Annotated in this window: 14 protein-coding genes, 2 tRNA genes and 1 pseudogene; 9 read left to right on the top strand and 8 right to left on the bottom strand. The window is 40.4% G+C overall.

What is annotated here, in order from left to right; translation table 11 throughout:
• Positions 1-5 precede the first annotated feature (5 nt).
• The 9 genes and pseudogenes from B3S93_RS12910 (at position 6) to B3S93_RS12945 (ending at position 10,964) form a co-directional block, all read left to right on the top strand.
• Complete coding sequence (locus B3S93_RS12910) at positions 6-533, top strand: hypothetical protein (RefSeq protein ID WP_292403453.1); 528 nt, start codon at positions 6-8, stop codon at positions 531-533.
• Positions 534-796: 263 nt separating this feature from the next.
• Positions 797-4,222: a P-loop NTPase fold protein gene (locus B3S93_RS12915; protein ID WP_292403456.1), complete on the top strand. Its 3,426-nt coding sequence runs from the start codon at positions 797-799 to the stop codon at positions 4,220-4,222.
• Between the two features lie 140 nt (positions 4,223-4,362).
• Positions 4,363-4,638, top strand: a pseudogene (locus B3S93_RS15625) (hypothetical protein); the annotation flags it as partial.
• Positions 4,639-4,792: 154 nt separating this feature from the next.
• Positions 4,793-5,323: a hypothetical protein gene (locus B3S93_RS12925; RefSeq protein ID WP_292403459.1), complete on the top strand. Its 531-nt coding sequence runs from the start codon at positions 4,793-4,795 to the stop codon at positions 5,321-5,323.
• Positions 5,324-5,555: 232 nt separating this feature from the next.
• Positions 5,556-7,409: an ATP-dependent nuclease gene (locus tag B3S93_RS12930; protein WP_292403462.1), complete on the top strand. Its 1,854-nt coding sequence runs from the start codon at positions 5,556-5,558 to the stop codon at positions 7,407-7,409.
• A 25-nt stretch (positions 7,410-7,434) separates the two neighbouring features.
• A complete protein-coding gene (locus B3S93_RS12935; protein ID WP_292403464.1) occupies positions 7,435-8,229 on the top strand; it encodes a hypothetical protein in 795 nt (264 codons plus the stop codon).
• A gap of 149 nt (positions 8,230-8,378) precedes the next feature.
• Positions 8,379-9,689: a hypothetical protein gene (locus B3S93_RS12940; protein WP_292403468.1), complete on the top strand. Its 1,311-nt coding sequence runs from the start codon at positions 8,379-8,381 to the stop codon at positions 9,687-9,689.
• A complete protein-coding gene (locus tag B3S93_RS15630; RefSeq protein ID WP_366928636.1) occupies positions 9,679-9,990 on the top strand; it encodes a helix-turn-helix domain-containing protein in 312 nt (103 codons plus the stop codon). Before B3S93_RS12940 ends, B3S93_RS15630 begins: the two co-directional genes overlap by 11 nt.
• Positions 9,900-10,964, top strand: a complete 1,065-nt coding sequence (locus B3S93_RS12945) for a tyrosine-type recombinase/integrase (RefSeq protein ID WP_292403471.1) — start codon at positions 9,900-9,902, stop codon at positions 10,962-10,964. Before B3S93_RS15630 ends, B3S93_RS12945 begins: the two co-directional genes overlap by 91 nt.
• Positions 10,965-10,979: 15 nt before the next feature.
• Here B3S93_RS12945 and B3S93_RS12950 read toward each other — a convergent pair.
• The 8 genes from B3S93_RS12950 to B3S93_RS12985 all read right to left on the bottom strand — a co-directional run bounded on the left by B3S93_RS12950 (position 10,980) and on the right by B3S93_RS12985 (position 17,610).
• Positions 10,980-11,056 (bottom strand) — tRNA-Arg (locus B3S93_RS12950).
• 61 nt (positions 11,057-11,117) lie between these two features.
• Positions 11,118-11,207: transfer RNA gene (locus tag B3S93_RS12955), tRNA-Ser, on the bottom strand.
• 54 nt (positions 11,208-11,261) lie between these two features.
• Positions 11,262-11,447 carry a carbon storage regulator CsrA gene (csrA, locus tag B3S93_RS12960; protein WP_014706856.1) on the bottom strand — a complete coding sequence of 62 codons (186 nt, stop codon included), beginning with the start codon at positions 11,445-11,447 and terminating at the stop codon, positions 11,262-11,264.
• A 226-nt stretch (positions 11,448-11,673) separates the two neighbouring features.
• Positions 11,674-12,894 carry an aspartate kinase gene (locus B3S93_RS12965; RefSeq protein WP_292356753.1) on the bottom strand — a complete coding sequence of 407 codons (1,221 nt, stop codon included), beginning with the start codon at positions 12,892-12,894 and terminating at the stop codon, positions 11,674-11,676.
• Between the two features lie 3 nt (positions 12,895-12,897).
• Positions 12,898-15,501 (bottom strand): alanine--tRNA ligase, encoded by a 2,604-nt coding sequence (gene alaS / locus B3S93_RS12970; RefSeq protein ID WP_292403474.1) that lies wholly within the window; start codon positions 15,499-15,501, stop codon positions 12,898-12,900.
• A complete protein-coding gene (recX, locus tag B3S93_RS12975) occupies positions 15,485-15,940 on the bottom strand; it encodes a recombination regulator RecX (protein WP_292356748.1) in 456 nt (151 codons plus the stop codon). Before recX ends, alaS begins: the two co-directional genes overlap by 17 nt.
• Complete coding sequence (recA, locus tag B3S93_RS12980) at positions 15,937-16,977, bottom strand: recombinase RecA (RefSeq protein ID WP_104934686.1); 1,041 nt, start codon at positions 16,975-16,977, stop codon at positions 15,937-15,939. Before recA ends, recX begins: the two co-directional genes overlap by 4 nt.
• Before the next feature lie 120 nt (positions 16,978-17,097).
• Positions 17,098-17,610, bottom strand: a complete 513-nt coding sequence (locus B3S93_RS12985) for a CinA family protein (protein ID WP_292356744.1) — start codon at positions 17,608-17,610, stop codon at positions 17,098-17,100.
• Between the last annotated feature and the right edge of the window lie 2 nt (positions 17,611-17,612).

The following is a 17,612-nucleotide window of genomic DNA, read 5'->3' on the forward strand; positions in this document are numbered from 1 at the left end:
AGTTTATGGAAAAACATAGAGAAGAGTTGTACTCACTTATTGGTAGAACAGTCATTCTGTTTCAGCGATATGAATATACTTTTAAATCCCTCTTGATTAGATCTCTCATAGTGGGGACTGCTGACACACTTAAAGAAAATTTTGAAGAACGTTCACTAAAAATACGGAAGAAGAGTCTGGGCCAACTCGTGGCTATGTATATAGATGAATTTGTTACAGCTGAAAATAATACAGATGTTCTAGATTCAGATATCTACAGTTCTCAATTTAGCATTCGAGTTTCGATGATTTTAGATTCGATTTCAAAAGATGAAATGAAAAAAATGTACAAGTCTTTGGTAGATGATCGAAATTTTGTAATTCACCACCTGATAACAGAGTTAATCCCACACGACGCTTTGAGTTATCAAACGATGATCACCAAACTTTCTGCAATAAATCAAAAATTCGAATTAAATTTAGAAAATCTCTTAATATTTCACGAAGCAGTATCAGAAGGGTATAGGCAATTGATTGAGGCACAAAGAAGATAAAAACACTTTAAAATCAGCTACATGATATTTGTGAATTCATTTGAAAACTATTAGTTACGCTTATCTTTGGCTATTTCATAGTTAGACTATAAATTAATTTAATTTTTTAAATAAAACAATCAAGCCTTTTCTTTTCTCTTAGTTACATGTAAATGATTTTTATTGTTAATTAGTTGTTTTGCTAAGCAATTGATTAAGTTCAAAATGTGCTATTGTAAAAATATTACATTTCGCTATATATCTGCGACAGGGGTGTCAAGAGTATGAACGAGGAGCTTGATCAACAATCGGTCCATGGGCTTGAAACGCGTAATATTTGTACATTAATTGATGAGCCTTCAATAGAAGATCTTTTTGGTGGAAATGGTCATGACCGAACCGCTACTAGTCTCTCCTCGGCAATCACTGAGTTTTCTGAAGTTGATAATGCTATCGGTCTTGAAGGTGATTGGGGCTCAGGTAAATCTACTGTATTAAAGCTTGCTGAAACTAAATTGTGCAATCAGAACGAAGGTAAATTTAACTTTTCTGTTTTTACTATGGATCTATGGACTACACATAGTGATGGTTTTAGAAAAGCTTTTCTAGAAACCTTTATTTCATGGGCAAGAAATAAAGGTTTAATTGATTCTGATACCGCTACCCGTGATTTGGAATATGTGCGTGGTAAGAAGAAAACGATTAAGTATTCTAACCTACGAGAATATAATATTTTAGGTCTGATATTTCTTGCGATAGCACCACTTCTACCCGTAATTTATACATGGCTTAGCCCCTTTGCCTTCAATCCTGAAATTGCTGATAACGTCCCACCAAATCTTCCTTTGTGGATAGGTAGTTTTGTATTGGCAATTTATTTTTTAGTTCTGCTTAAGTCGTTAAAACTTTATCGCAAAGCTGAGCCTAAAGATAAATCTTTTATTAATGCTATATCCAGCAGTTTATCTATATTCACGAAAGATGTTGATGCAGAAACAATAACGCAAGCTATTACTGAAGAAGATCCATCTACAATACAGTTTGAAAATGCTTTTCGTAACATAGTAAATAAAATTCAATTCAACTCGAATAACAGAGTAATAATTGTCCTCGATAACGTTGACAGGTTACCGGTTAAAGATATACCTGAAGTTTGGTCTTCTATAAGATCCTTATTGAAGCGAGATGAAGCAACAGATGACTACCCTGATTCATTTGTTACTGTAATAATTCCATATGACAGAAAGTACGTACTTAAAGCTTTTAATTTAGATCCTCAAGACGATCAAGCAGGCTTCATGTCTGAGGATGTAATCAGAAAAACTTTCAAAAGAGTTTTTTATGTCTCTCCAACGGTACCTTCCGATTGGAAGAGCTTTTTTAAATCTAAGCTATCTGAATCTATTAGTTATGGATTCTCCATCGAAACCGTATATAGATTAGAGAAAATTCTTGAATATCACTTTCAAGAATTGAAGAAACAACCCACGCCAAGACAAATAATAAATCATATCAATGAGCTAGCTGTTCTTTGGCAGGCTTGGGGAGACATTATTGATATCCACTCGCTATCGATTTTTACTTGTATTAGATCAAAACTCTCAAATGATCCCAATTTACTTAAAACCCAAATTATCTGTCCAAGAATTGAGAATCTCATCCCTAATATAGATTGGCGTAGAGATATAGCTTCGTTGATCTTCAATGTGGACCGTGATCATGCTTATCAAGCTCTCCTATCACAAGACCTATCGAGATTGCTACCTGCGGAAAATTCTGATGAATTGAAGATGCTAACAACAATAAAAGGATTTACTTCTGTAGTTGTTGATTTGGTACAAAGCGAAGCCGATGAGTGGTCCGCTGAAGATCCTCACCTAATATCTAATGTTGTCAGTAATGTAATGACTTTGGAGTTGGAGCAGCATGAGCTTGATGTCATTTTTCTTAGGCTTGCATCAACTCTCCCAACATTAGCTGATATGGATAATGATGTGATCTTGAGTAATTATTCGGGACTTATGGCTTTACCTGGACAGATATTTAATCCAAAAGAACGGATGGAAGTAATTAAAAATCTTACAAATTGGGCAAATAAAAATATAGTTAATATCGATGATAACTTTAAAGAGCTAGGTAAAGATTGGGCAGATTTCTATTCAGGTTTGATAATTTCGCTGACTGAGAAACAGCTTTCATCCCTTGTATTAAAAACGCCACTCCCATCAAGTGCAGAGATTATCTTAGGAATAGCTAACGCAGCCCCAGGATTAGGGGTTTTCAATACAGGCAACTTAACTATTAAGAGAGCAGATTTAGAAGAAGCTATTAATGAAAAAATCGAGAGTGACAAAAAACTGCTTTTATCTGTATTGAAACCACTAGAAAAGTTGCTCACTCCAAACCTTATTAAGAATATACAAACTTCCTTAGCAAACATTGTTAAACAACCAAAAGACATTTCTGGAAATGATTTAGATCTTATTTCTAACATCTTTTACTTCACATATAGCTCTGAGGTTTTTGAAGATAGGGAAGTTTTAATAAACGATTTAGTTTCTTCTGTAGTAACTCTTTGGCATTTAAAGAATTATTATGAAGAGGAGGGGCATCATCAGACTTATTTATGTTGGCTAATGTTAAATCAACTTGGTCCAGTTCAGCAAAATCACTTTTCTAGTCAGGTAAATCACCCTCAGTTAGGTAATCTAAATGCAACTGTTCCATATCTAAAGACTCTTCAAGAGAAAAATTCTTATTCTAATGAACAGATAGATGATTTAGTTCAGATAACGTCTGACTCCAAACGTTTTACTACTTGGCTTAACTACGCTGAAAAAGCATCTGACACCAATAGTGTATTTACTGAGGTTCTCAAGAAACTTCTGATAGATTTAAGCTTTAAGACTATGAATGCCAGCCTTACTGCTAGAAAATATGCATTCATTAAATCTCTTCTCGATTCAACTCAAGCGACAAGGTTTCTACATAGATTATCTAAATGGTCAGATTCTCTTATAAAATCCTTTTCTGGAGTAGCATGTTTAGATATACCACCAGAGTTGCTATTCGACATTGATTCTTATGATATTGCTGATCTTAAATGCTTAATAAAAGTCACCGATGCTTATTTAAAAGAGATTGATGCTAACGAATGGGAAACTCATTTAGAAACGGCCTCCGATACACTTGGGTTAGTTATTAGAAGACAAAAACTCACACTTTCATTTACCTTGTTAGTAAATAATTTTAGAACACCTGTGGTTAACCATGCGAGAAAACTACTTGAAGGTACAAATTTAGTTGATACTTATAAATCAGAATGGTCACTAATTCTTCAGTGTTTTAGGCCTACTACGTTAACAGCCATTTCTAAAGATATGCTTAATATCTTCACGAATACCGTCATAGATGAGACCAAAGCATCTGAATTTATTATCTTCTATAAAGATCTTATAGCCCACTTCCCGATTGACAAAACCTCTGAACCTCTAATTGATAGGTTATTGATAAACCTTGTAGCCACGAGTAATGAGACGATAAGACAAGTCTTTAGAGATAATTCGATCAACCTTTCGAAGATTTATAAAGTTCTTTCGCGAGATGCAAAGACAAGGTTTGATGACATACTGAATGAGCTAAGAGATGATACTGATGATGAAGACATTAAAATGTGGGCAAAGGAGCTTTCATCTTTATTTAATGGGTGACTACGTCTTCTTTTCTTATATTATTTTTTTGAGAATGTGGCTAAACGTATAAATATTGCACGTGTTAAAAAGAAATTACTGCACTATTGTCGGAAAGGATTGGCGATTTTCGTTGGTATGATTTATGACACACCTGGGCGAGTTGGCATATTCAAAACGGGACGCCAATACATATTCTGCAAGAAATGGGCGGGCGGTCTGATATCAGGATGGTGCAGCGATATGCACATTTATCCTCGGAACATTTAAACGTTTATGCAGACAGTTTATGTCAGTTGAAAACAGTGGCTACATTTTCGGCTACAGCAAACGCTAGAAACAAAAAAGCAGCTACCAAATTAATGATAACTGCTTCGATGTACTTCAATTTTTGGTGCGCCTGGCACGATTCGAACGTGCGACCGCCTGGTTCGTAGTTTGCTTTAGAATTAACTTAATCTACATATAAAACAAATACTTGCATCCCTGGCTTATTATTTCTATTTAGTTATAAATTATTCATTTTTAGGTGTGATTAGTGCTGTCAATACAATAAATATATACTTGATTTATTTCTATATTGGGTTGTTTATGGACGAACTACGTGAAGAGCTGTATTCACTCATTGGCAGAACAGTCATACTGTTTCAGCGATATGAGCACACCTTTAAATTCTTATTAATTAGATCTCTGATAGTGGGGACGGCTGACACACTCAAAGAAAATTTCGATGTACGTTCTCAAAAAATACAAAAGAAAAGTCTCGGTCAACTAGTAGCATTATTTAATAATGAAATTGTTAAATTTGAAGATAATACTGATTTTGAAGATTCAGATATCGACAATACACAGTTTAAATTTCGAGTTTCGATAATTTTTGATTCTTTTTCAAAGGATGAAATTGACAGTAAATACAAAACTCTGGTTGATGAACGAAACTTTGTAATTCATCACCTGATATCAGAGTTAACACCTGGCGATGCTTCGAGTTACCGATCGATGCTCACAAAGCTTTCGGCAATTAATCATAAATTCGAAGTAGATTTGAAAAATATTTTAAATTTAAACAATGCACTGGCAAATGCATACCAGCAAGTTCTAGAATTTAATAATGCCGAATAATAAGTTACACATTGCTATATTCACTTAATTATCAGATATTTAGTTTGAATTATGGTGTGCTCACGAGTCGAATTTAGAATTTTCAATAAAGCCATTAAGAGTCGATAGTTTCATATTCTGACAGTTTCCAATCCCGTTTATCATATACATTAGTTATCTTAAGTAACAATAAGACAATATTTTTGTTAAAGTCAGTCTCTTAGCAATAAACGTCTTTTAATGGCTGAGGTAGATGATGGAATATCTAGGTTTTGATATAAAAAATTTTAAAGGTATCGAGCACTTAAATTTAGACTTCACTAAGAAACCCAGCGCACCAGTGACAACGCTTGTCGGTCTGAATGAGTCAGGTAAGACATCAGTACTTGAGGCGATAAGTTTTTTTGATTCTAGAAATGAGCATCTAGAGTCACTTTATGAAGAGCGTTTTTCTCATGGGGATGTCAATTCATTAGTTCCTCTCAAGAAGAAAGCTAATTTTAATGACACCATTGAAATAGCGGCTTGGATCTCTCTCTCAGATGAAGATAAGCAAGATATCAAAAAGTTTGCCAAAGATTCTTTAGAGTTCAATTTAAATATTCAAAAGATACCTGACGCCTTTACAATTACTAGGAAATTAAAGTTTGAGAAGTCAACCTATAAATCCACGCAGGCTATATGGGCAATAACACTTGATGGTAAGTCTCTTCCACGGGGTAAGAAAGAGAGAAGGTTAATTGAAGCTAATCGTAAGAAGTGGAACGAACTCACCGATTATATTTCCTCTAAATTACCTTCAATTTTATATTTCCCTACCTTTCTTTTTGATTTTCCAGAGAGAATTTATCTAGATGTTGAAGATGAATCAAAAACTAATGGTTATTACAGAAAAATTATTCAGGATATTTTGGATTCGCTCGACGATAATCTAAACATAGATGATCATATAGTTAATAGAGCACTTGATTCAGAGTCCTCAAGTCGTAGAAGCTTGAGCTCAGTTCTGAATAAAATGAGTAAATCGGTTACCAGTACAGTTTTTGAAAGATGGAATGAAATTTTTGATAAAAGAATGCCTACAAAGGACATAAGAGTTAATGTTGATGTCGAGGTAGGAACTCCACCAAACACAGATAAAGTTTATCTTGAATTTGAAATGGTTGATGGGGAATCAATATATCTAATCTCTGAGAGGTCTTTAGGATTTAGATGGTTTTTCTGCTTCCTACTTTTTACTCAGTTTCGCTCTTATAGAAAGCATCAAAAAAATACGCTTTTTTTGTTAGATGAACCAGCCTCTAATTTGCATTCAAGAGCCCAGGTTCAGCTTCTTGAGAGCTTTTCGAAGATAACCCAAAATGGCGGTCAAATCATTTACTCTACGCATAGTCCTTACCTAATTAATCCAAAGTGGTTGGAAGGGACTTTCATAGTTAGGAATGATGGGTTGAAGTATGAAGATCCGAAAAGTGAATATGATTACTCTTCTCGAGACACAGATATTCGCGTGGAAAGATATAGAGAGTTCGTAGGTCGTAACGCAGATAAAGAAACATATTTTCAGCCAATACTCGACACCTTAGATTATATGCCTAACAAATTGGAATACATTCCAAACTGTATAATGGTAGAAGGTAAGAATGATTATTATTTTCTCAAGTATTTTCAAGGATTGCTTCCTGAAAAATATGCAAGTCTACATATTTTGCCTGGTACAGGTTCCGGTGCTTTAGACCCCTTAATATCAATGTATTTAGGTTGGAATAGGGATTTTTTAGTTCTTCTTGATGATGATGCTGCAGGTCGTAAAGAGAAAAAAAGGTATACCGATGAGTGGTATTTACCAACGTCTCAAGTTCTGACCTACCAAGATATCAATATTGATTGGCAAGGATATGAGGTTGAAAACTTAATTACAAGTTCAGACTTAGAGAAAATTGCTCAACAATACTTTCCTGGCAAGAAAGTTAGTCAATTAAAGAAGAAAGATTTATGTAGGTTAATTCAAGAAAAAACTCTTAAGAATGAAACACATGATTTTGAAGCTGCGACTATAGATAACTTCAAGGAACTCTTTGAATATCTTATTAGAGCTCTACCATGATTTCATTACTTAATAGGCAATAATAATGCCCATCTTAATAGAATACCTATCTGTATGGGATATTTCGCATAGATGGGCTGCTTATGATGTTGACCGTTATCGTTTTATATTTCCTCTTGCAGTTAAAGATAACTTCAGACTAATTATGGAAGCCATTTTAGAAGGCGAACTTTTCTGCGAAACCCTAACTTTAGAAAAACGTCCATCAGATTCTAAAGCTGATCCCAAATACTATATTCGAACGCACATCGATGATGTATATGCATGTATTGGTGGGCAGAAATATAATAAAAAATTACTAAATTGGGCAATTATTTCTCGGGGAGATTTTCATGAATGGTGTGAACGTCGTTCAATACCATTGCCTGAGTTCTGGTTTCCAAAAGGTTGGAAGTACGATTTTGAATGGCCTGAATATGGCACAAGAGCTAGTTGGGCTCGCCATGAAGAACCTGAAGAGCAAGGTGGCTTTTCTTTACGTTTTGATATACCCGAAATGGGTGATGCACAAAATATTAAAAATCTGACTAATCAAAAGGTTTCTGATGGAGAGTTAGATATAGATTCTGCTACAAATCTAAGACCAAACCAGTTAACAAAATTGATAGTTCAACGGATAGCCTTGAAAATTTGGGAAGATCCAGACAATAAAGATATCAATATCTCTCAAATGGCACGTCATGAAGTTATTCTGAAATATGCCGGTGTCGAACACTATGATCACGGAACAATAACTAAATGGGTTCGGGAGATTGCGCCGGTAAATCTCAAAGGGAAAAGAGGCAGGCCATCAGATAAATCTGACGAAGCTGGGGAATAACTAATTTTTTAAAAAAGTTAAGTTATTGAATAATAAGTATTAAAAAATAGTACGTCTTATTTTATTGCCTGCATCAACTTGTTCAGTCTATTTTTCTCAACACGTTAAGCGATGATTGTAAGAGCTCCCAAACAAAAGGAGCTTTTATCATGCAAGATTCAAATAGTTTTGATGCTGGTTGCTGCGAGGACGGAGCGAACTCCCGGTCGCCCCGCCCGCAGCAGGAACACTCTCAGGGTACGCAGTCTAGTAACACAGTACCCTCTAATTGCATAAACACATCACAGACTAAGATTTTAAGAGTAGGTATTGATAGTTTGTATCTGTCTTATCAGGGTGAACTATTCGAAGACAAATCCATAAGACTAAACCAGCTCAAAAAACTAGCTCAGTCGAATCAAGAAACTGATGTACCACTTGCTCAGGACAATATAAAAGGGCATTTATTTGAAGTAAAAGATCGTGGACGACACCCTTTTGCTTTTATTCTCAACGATAATCATTACCGGATTGAAATTGCCAAGTTAGGTGCTAAACGAACCCCTTTAGCGCATGCACAGATTTCAAGTGAGTTATTAACTTGTCAGGGTGCGCCATTAGCCGTTGAAGTACTGACCGATATCGTCTCAACATTAGGTATTGTGACAAGCTCTGCAAATGTGAGTCGCGCCGATCTGTTTGTTGATTTTTTAACAGATTATCCGCTTTCATCCATTACCGAAACGCAGTGGGTGACCAGGGCAAGAGATATTGACCGATTTACTGTATCACGTGTCTTTTCTGGTTTTGTTATTGGGGTAGGGGGGGATATTTCGGCTCGGCTCTATAATAAATCCCTAGAAATGATAAAAAAGCCCAGACCTTATTTACAGCAGATTTATAACGAATTGGGGGTATTACCTGAACAGCAAGTATGGCGTTTAGAATTTCAGTTTCGCCGTGAATCGTTACGTCAGCTAGGCATTGCTAGTTTTCACGATCTGAATGGCGCATTAGGCAGTTTATGGCGTTATGGCACTGAACAATGGTTACGTTTATGTATTCCAAGTGAAACGGATAAAACCCAGTCACGTTGGGAGACTGTGGAATTTTGGCAAATCCTTCAGCAAGTGTATTGGAGTGGAGATTCTAAAATTCAGAAACGTGCAGCGCCATTGGGACGAGCTCCATGCGATAGAACGTTGTTTGTGAATGGCCTTAGCGCGTTATCTTCCTTTATGGCGAGAGAAGGCATTACTGATCCGGTCGAAGGCTCACACGCTTTTATTCGCACGGCCAAGCAATATCATGATAGCAGGGAGTATTTAACGGGATTAGATTTCTTTGGTTATCTTCATCAAAAAGTGTCAGAAAAAGCCCGAAAATTTAACAGCTTCAAAAATATGCCTGCTGATTCACATCTCCATCCAGCCGATGCCGCAATTGCGGATGCTTATAGGAAATTGAGTGATGGTGAATAATGATGAAATACTCAATCTATATGAAGCGGCTGATTATCTTAAAATGCATTGGCAGACCTTACGTGAGAAAGCGGTACGTGGAGAAATACCTGCCGCTAAACCCGCCAAGCAATGGGTATTCATTAAATCAGATCTTGTCAGTTATTTACGCTCGTTCTATTCTCGGTCTTGGCTGGGGTTGCAAGTACAACGTGATGGAGGAACATCTCAATGTTGTATAAGCGACGAAATTCTGAGTTCTGGTGGTGCAAATTTACCGCACCAAACGGACGCAGAGTACAAAAATCTACTAAAACGGTAGATAAGCAGCTAGCCCAGGAGTTTGAGGATAAATATCGGGTTAGCTTGTGGCGGATCATGCAGTTAGGTGAGAAACCACGTAGGACATGGAAAGAAGCGGTTATCCGGTGGCACAGGGAAAACCAAGATAAGAAGACCATCAAAGATGATTTGGCACATATTCGCTGGGTCGATCCTTTTATCGGTGGTCTTTATCTTGATGAAGTGTCTCGTGATCGTATAGATGATATAACCGATGCCAAGCTTAAAACGGGGGTTAAACCAGCAACAGTTAATCGTTTGTTGGAAGTCGTTAGAGCCATTTTAAACAAGGCATCACGGGAATGGGAATGGACTGATCGAGCACCTTATGTTCGGATGCTCAAAGAACCTAAAAGGCGTATTCGTTGGCTCACGCCAGAAGAGGTTCATCAAATCCTTATCCACTTACCTGATCATCTTGCGTCCATGGTTCGGTTTTCACTGGCAACTGGTCTACGTGAATCAAATGTCACGGGGCTTGAGTGGAACCAGGTTGATCTGACTAGGCGCGTCGCATGGGTTCATGCTGATCAAGCCAAAGCAGGTCGGTCAATCGGCGTACCGTTAAACAATGAGGCGGTTGTTTTGTTAAGAACATTACAAGGCAATCATGATCGGTTTGTGTTTTCCTATAAAGGAAGACCTATTAAGAAGGCAAATACTAAAGCGTGGCGTAATGCGTTAGTGTCAGCAGGGATTGAAGATTTTCGTTGGCATGATTTACGTCACACCTGGGCGAGTTGGCATATTCAAAATGGGACGCCAATACATATTTTGCAAGAAATGGGCGGGTGGTCTGATATCAGGATGGTGCAGCGATATGCACATTTATCCTCAGAACATTTAACCTCATATGCAGACAGTTTGTGTCAGTTGAAAACAGTGGCTACATTTTCGGCTACAGCAAACGCTGAAAACAAAAAAGCAGCTACCAAATTAATGATAACTGCTTGATTGACTTTCAATTTTTGGTGCGCCTGGCACGATTCGAACGTGCGACCGCCTGGTTCGTAGCCAGGTACTCTATCCAGCTGAGCTACAGGCGCTTTAAAGCGTGAAATTGTACTGTTTTTTACTGATTATCACAAGGATAATTTCAGAAAAAAATGGCGGAGAGCGAGGGATTCGAACCCTCGATAGGGATTAACCTATACACCCTTAGCAGGGGCGCGCCTTCAGCCACTCGGCCAGCTCTCCATCAAGCCGGCCATTATACCAGCTGTGATTCTTTTGGCTAGTCGATTTGCCTAATTAACCTGCGTTTGATTGATCTTTTTCAGCTTGAATACGATCATAGATTTCTTCACGGTGAACTGTGACATCTTTTGGTGCATCTACACCGATTCTTACTTGATTACCTTTGACACCCAGTACATTTACAACAACATCATCACCGATGATGAGAGATTCTCCAACGCGACGTGTAAGTATTAACATGTTATTCCCCTTTCAGTATAAAATCTGGCACCGAGGGGGAGGAGAGTGATGACTCCTTTCGTTGAGCTAGGCCTCGTGCCAGTTCCGTTTATTTCCTTTTGGAAGATCTTTTGTCTTCCTTCCTCTATGACAGCGTTGGACAATAAATTATCCGCTTATCTTTGGTGGAAAGTATATCAGGATAGTTGCACCTTATCGATAGGAAAAACTTCCTGATATCAATGGTTTACTTAGCTTGTTCTAGCTGGAATGCCTTATGTAAAGCTCTCACGCCCAGTTCCAGATATTTTTCATCCACCACAACTGAGATTTTAATCTCGGAGGTGGAGATCATGCTGATGTTAATATTTTCCTGTGCCAGGGTTTCAAACATAGTACTGGCAATACCTGCATGTGAACGCATACCCACACCAACCAGTGAAATTTTTGCGATATGTTCATCGCCTGTAACTTCACGGGCACCCATGGATTCTGAGGTTTCTTTCAGTAATTTCAACGCTGTTTGATAATCATTGCGGTGAACGGTAAAGGTGAAGTCGGTAGTGGAATCATGACCAGTGTTTTGGATAATCATATCCACTTCGATATTTTTCTTGGCAATTGGCCCCAGAATTTTATAGGCGACACCTGGTTGATCAGGGACGCCTAAAATAGTTAGTTTTGCCTCATCGCGATTAAAGGCAATACCTGAAATAAGCGCTTGTTCCATTGAGGGTTCCTCAGAGGTAATTAATGTGCCGCCACCGTCAGTAAATGATGAAAGTACGCGTAATGGCACGTTGTATTTTCCAGCAAATTCGACCGAGCGAATCTGCAAAACTTTTGCTCCCAGGCTGGCCATCTCGAGCATTTCTTCAAAGGTAATGTGATCCAGCCGACGTGCTTCCGGGACAACGCGTGGATCAGTGGTATATACACCATCCACGTCAGTATAAATCTGACATTCATCGGCTTTTAACGCTGCAGCCAACGCCACCGCAGTAGTATCGGAACCACCACGACCCAGCGTAGTAATATTGCCTTGCTCGTCACATCCCTGGAATCCTGCAACGACGACAACTTTGCCATCGCTGAGATCCTGACGCATTTTTTCATCATCGATCTGCATGATGCGGGCTTTGTTATGTGCATCGTCAGTGAGGATTTTTACTTGGGATCCGGTATAGGATTGTGCTGGCATACCCATTTGCTCAAGTGTCATGCTGAGCAGGGCAATCGTGACCTGTTCACCCGTTGACAATAGAACATCCAGTTCACGACCACGTGGATCTGGATTAATTTCTTTCGCCAAAGCCAGTAAGCGATTGGTTTCGCCGCTCATAGCGGAGACGACCACCACGATATCGTGACCATCTTTACGATATTGAATAACTTTTTTAGCGACTTCCTGGATACGTTCTACAGAACCGACTGAAGTACCGCCGTATTTTTGTACGATAAGTGCCATGACTTAATTTTCCAGCTTAGATGCCACCCAGTTGGTGACGGAGTCGAGTGCGGCAGTTAATTTTTGTGGTTCGCTACCACCGCCTTGTGCCATATCTGGTCGGCCGCCACCTTTACCACCTACTTGTGCGGCGACATGCGATACCAGGTCACCGGCCCGAATTTTATCGGTCACATCTTTAGTGACACCGGCGATTAAGGTGATTTTTTCACCTTCTACAGTTGCCAGAATAATGGCGGCACTGCCCAGTTTGTTTTTAAGTTGATCAACCGTATCACGCAGGCTTTTTACATCAGCCCCTTCAAGATCGGCGGCCAGAACTTTTATCGATCCGATTTCGGTAGCAGATGCTGCCAGATCGGATCCGGCACTGCTGGCGAGTTTGGATTTAAGAGATTCCAATTCTTTTTCCAGCTGACGGGTGCGTTGCACCAGTTGCTGGGTTTTTTCTTCAATATTTTCCGGTTTGGCTTTGACCAGTTCGGAAATGCTGTTGAGGCGGTTTTCTGATTGTTCAATATAGTTCAGCGCTGCTTCGCCGGTGACCGCTTCAATACGGCGAACACCTGAAGCAATGCCGGTTTCATTGATGATCTTCAATAAACCGATATCCCCGGTGCGGCCAACATGAGTACCACCGCAGAGTTCAATCGAAAAGTCACCCATGCTCAGCACGCGAACTTCGTCATCATATTTCTCACCAAACAGTGCCATGGCACCGCTTTGACGCGCTTTTTCAATTGGCATCAGGCGGGTTTCAACAGCATGGTTCACACGGATGTGCTGATTAACCATTCGTTCAATCTCGCGAAGTTGTTCAGCGGTCACCGGTTCAAAATGCGAAAAGTCGAAACGCAAACGTTGTGAATCAACTAATGAGCCTTTTTGTGTCACATGTTCACCAAGCACATTTCGCAATGCAGCATGTAACAGATGCGTCGCAGAATGATTCAGTGCCGTTGCCTGCCGATTATATTCATCGACATGTGCAATGACCTGTTGGCCTACTTCAAAGGTACCGTCTTTACATTCGCCAATATGGGTAAAGGCTTTACCCTGTTTGCGAGTGTCTTTGACAATAAAGTGTGCACCCGCCGTATTAATTTCACCCTGATCACCGACCTGACCACCGGATTCAGCATAAAACGGAGTGTGATCCAGAACGATAATGCCTTGCTGACCGGCATGCAGTTTGTCGACATTTTCGCCATCAACCAGCAGGGCAGTGATCACGCCTTCATTACGCATATGATCGTAACCACAGAAAACAGTTTCACCATCAATAATAAGCGTTTCGGACAAACCTCCACCAAACTGACTGGCGCTGCGGGCACGATTGCGTTGTGCTTCCATATGACGTTCAAAACCTGCAACATCAATCGTCAAACCACGTTCGCGGGCAATATCGGCCGTTAAGTCAATGGGGAAACCATAGGTGTCGTACAACAGGAAAATGGTTTCACCGGGAATTTCTTTATCGCCCATTTCTTCAATAGCATGGTCCAGAATTTTCAGACCGTTATCCAGCGTATCGGCAAAACGTTCTTCTTCAATTTGCAAAGCCTGTTCGACAACTGGCTGTGCCTTAGTAAGTTCTGGAAATGCTTCGCCCATTTCATCGACTAAGGGTTGTACCAGTTTGTAGAAAAAGGCTTCTTTTAACCCCAGTTTGTGCCCATGACGAATGGCGCGGCGGATAATACGACGCAGTACATAACCACGCCCTTCATTTGAAGGTTGAACGCCGTCGGTGATCATAAAGGCACATGAGCGGATATGGTCAGCGATAACACGTAGGGAAGTATTGCTGGAATCGGTAGTGCCCGACAGTTTTTGAATCGCTTTAATCAGATTCTGAAACAGATCGATGTCGTAATTATTATGTTTGTGCTGCAACACGGCTGCCAGACGTTCAAGGCCCATGCCAGTATCAACTGAAGGTTTTGGCAGTGGGGTTAGCGTGCCATCTGCAGAGCGGTCAAACTGCATGAAGACCAGATTCCAGATTTCGATATAACGATCGCCATCTTCTTCCGGTGTGCCGGGTGGGCCGCCGGCCACTTCGGGACCATGGTCATAAAATATTTCAGAGCAGGGGCCACAGGGGCCGGTATCGCCCATTGACCAGAAGTTATCTTTGGCGCCAATGCGGGAGAATCTGGAAGCATCAACACCGATTTCTTTTAACCAGATATCCGCTGCTTCATCATCTTCTTCAAAGACGGTGATCCATAATTTGTCGGCTGGCAATTGCAGTGTTTCGGTCAGAAATTCCCAGGCGTATTGAATTGCTTCACGTTTGAAATAATCACCAAAGCTGAAGTTACCCAGCATTTCAAAGAACGTATGGTGGCGGGCAGTGTAGCCAACGTTTTCCAGATCATTATGTTTACCCCCGGCACGGACGCAACGCTGGGTGGTTGTGGCTCGCGTGTATTTTCGGGTTTCCTGACCGAGAAAGACTTCTTTAAACTGAACCATGCCGGCATTGGTAAACAACAATGTCGGATCATTGGCTGGAATTAATGGACTGCTGGAAACAACTTCATGACCTTTGTCAGCAAAGAAGTCCAGAAACAATTTGCGTAAATCAGCGCTCGTTTTCATTAGTCAGTTTAAAACTTTCCGTTATTTGTTCATGAGTAAAGCCCCGATATTGTAAAAACCGCATTTGTTTGGCACGGTCTTTAAAATCATCGGGGCTCTGCTCGCCAAAACGCTTGCATCGTACTTCGATGGCAAGCGCAAACCAATCAGTTTCTGCCTGTTGCATGGTGGCGTTAATCAGCTCATCCGCCACGCCTTTCTGTTTCATTTCCTGCCGAATTCGTAGTTCACCATATCCGCGAAGAGCACGAGATCGGATAAACGCTTCGGCAAAACGTTCATCATTTTGCAGGCCGCTATGTTGCAGCTTTTCTAAAGCGGCATGAATTTTATCTGTTTCATGACCGGCTTGTTGAAGTTTTTGCTGTAACTCTGCAGCGCTATGTTCTCGTCTGGCTAAATAGCCAATGGCTTGTTCGGTTGCAGAGCGGGATTTCACGCGTCGATTTCATCATCCACGGGTGTTTCAGCACTTACCTTGATGTTCTTTGGCAACATCACGGCACGGATCTTAGCTTCAATATCTTTGGCCATTTCAGGATGTTCTTTCAGATAAATACGTACGTTATCTTTACCCTGGCCAATGCGGTTACCATCGTAGCTATACCATGCACCGGATTTTTCGACGATATTTTCGCTGACACCCAAATCAATTAATTCGCCTTCGCGGGAAATACCTTCGCCGTAAAGAATATCGAATTCGACCTGTTTAAATGGTGGAGCGACTTTATTTTTAACCACCTTGACGCGGGTTTCGTTGCCAAGGATTTCATCACCTTTTTTGATGGCACCAATACGACGAATATCCAGACGAACAGAAGCATAGAATTTAAGCGCGTTACCGCCGGTAGTTGTTTCCGGGTTACCAAACATGACACCGATTTTCATACGGATTTGGTTAATGAAGATAACCAGCGTATTTGAGCGTTTGATATTGGCAGTTAATTTACGTAAAGCCTGAGACATTAAACGTGCCTGCAGACCCATGTGACTGTCACCCATATCACCTTCGATTTCAGCTTTAGGTGTTAATGCTGCGACCGAGTCGACAACCACAATATCAACGGCGCCTGAACGCACCAGCATATCGGTGATTTCCAGGGCTTGTTCACCGGTATCGGGTTGTGAGACCAGCAAATCGTCAATGTTGACGCCCAGTTTTTCAGCATAAAGCGGATCAAGTGCATGTTCGGCATCAACAAACGCAGCGGTGCCACCCAGTTTTTGCATTTCAGCGATGGCATGCAAAGTCAGCGTTGTTTTACCTGAAGATTCCGGGCCGTAGATTTCAACAACACGTCCACGCGGCAGACCGCCGATGCCCAGTGCAACGTCTAACCCGATTGAGCCCGTTGAGACCGCATCAATATCACGGTGGGCAGTTCCATCGCCCAAACGCATGACTGCACCTTTGCCAAATTGTTTTTCGATTTGACCTAAGGCTGCGCCAAGCGCTTTCTTCTTGTTTTCATCCATTTGGTGTGCCCTTTAGCTGATATCAGAAAACTATGGATTATCACACAGATAGCCATGTCTCACCAGCGTCGATTACGGTTTCAAACAGGCATTTAGTGGATATTAATTTTGTATTTGAGCTCAGGCGTAATATTCGGTGGAAGCTAATTTTTTCACCAGGCCATCCAGTGCGATAAATACTGCCTGGCGGCGAATGAATTCGCGATTGCCGCGCAGATGAAAAGTATTACAAAACACACTTTGTTTATCTGCCCAGGCAAAGCAGACGGTACCCACTGGTTTTTCAACTGAACCGCCATCTGGTCCAGCAATGCCACTAATTGCGACGGATATATCTGCGTTAAAATTTTGGATGGCTCCAGAGGCCATCTCAATGACGGTTTGCTCGCTGACGGCACCATATTTTTCGAGCGTGCTGAGTTGAACATCAAGATGCTGTTGTTTGATTTGGTTACTGTAGCTGACGATGCCACCTTCAAACCAGCCTGAGCTGCCAGCCAGATCAGTACAACATTTCGCCAGCCAGCCACCGGTGCACGATTCGGCAGTGACTAAACGCAAGCCTTTCGATTGAAGCGCTTGTGCCAGTTGCTGGGTAAGCTGATAAAGTGTTGCGTCAGAATAATCTTGCATAC

Origin of the sequence: Methylophaga sp. UBA3613 (genome assembly GCF_002375415.1) — a bacterium.
GTDB lineage: Bacteria > Pseudomonadota > Gammaproteobacteria > Nitrosococcales > Methylophagaceae > Methylophaga.

Bases quoted from the DNA above. Each gene is read 5' to 3' on its own strand.
- csrA (WP_014706856.1), bottom strand. From the start codon at position 11,447: ATGTTAATACTTACACGTCGCGTTGGAGAATCTCTCATCATCGGTGAT.
- B3S93_RS12930 (WP_292403462.1), top strand. From the start codon at position 5,556: ATGATGGAATATCTAGGTTTTGATATAAAAAATTTTAAAGGTATCGAG.
- B3S93_RS12940 (WP_292403468.1), top strand. From the start codon at position 8,379: ATGCAAGATTCAAATAGTTTTGATGCTGGTTGCTGCGAGGACGGAGCG.
- B3S93_RS15630 (WP_366928636.1), top strand. From the start codon at position 9,679: ATGGTGAATAATGATGAAATACTCAATCTATATGAAGCGGCTGATTAT.
- B3S93_RS12915 (WP_292403456.1), top strand. From the start codon at position 797: ATGAACGAGGAGCTTGATCAACAATCGGTCCATGGGCTTGAAACGCGT.
- B3S93_RS12925 (WP_292403459.1), top strand. From the start codon at position 4,793: ATGGACGAACTACGTGAAGAGCTGTATTCACTCATTGGCAGAACAGTC.
- alaS (WP_292403474.1), bottom strand. From the start codon at position 15,501: ATGAAAACGAGCGCTGATTTACGCAAATTGTTTCTGGACTTCTTTGCT.
- B3S93_RS12985 (WP_292356744.1), bottom strand. From the start codon at position 17,610: ATGCAAGATTATTCTGACGCAACACTTTATCAGCTTACCCAGCAACTG.
- B3S93_RS12910 (WP_292403453.1), top strand. From the start codon at position 6: ATGGAAAAACATAGAGAAGAGTTGTACTCACTTATTGGTAGAACAGTC.
- B3S93_RS12945 (WP_292403471.1), top strand. From the start codon at position 9,900: ATGTTGTATAAGCGACGAAATTCTGAGTTCTGGTGGTGCAAATTTACC.
- B3S93_RS12965 (WP_292356753.1), bottom strand. From the start codon at position 12,894: ATGGCACTTATCGTACAAAAATACGGCGGTACTTCAGTCGGTTCTGTA.
- recA (WP_104934686.1), bottom strand. From the start codon at position 16,977: ATGGATGAAAACAAGAAGAAAGCGCTTGGCGCAGCCTTAGGTCAAATC.
- B3S93_RS12935 (WP_292403464.1), top strand. From the start codon at position 7,435: ATGCCCATCTTAATAGAATACCTATCTGTATGGGATATTTCGCATAGA.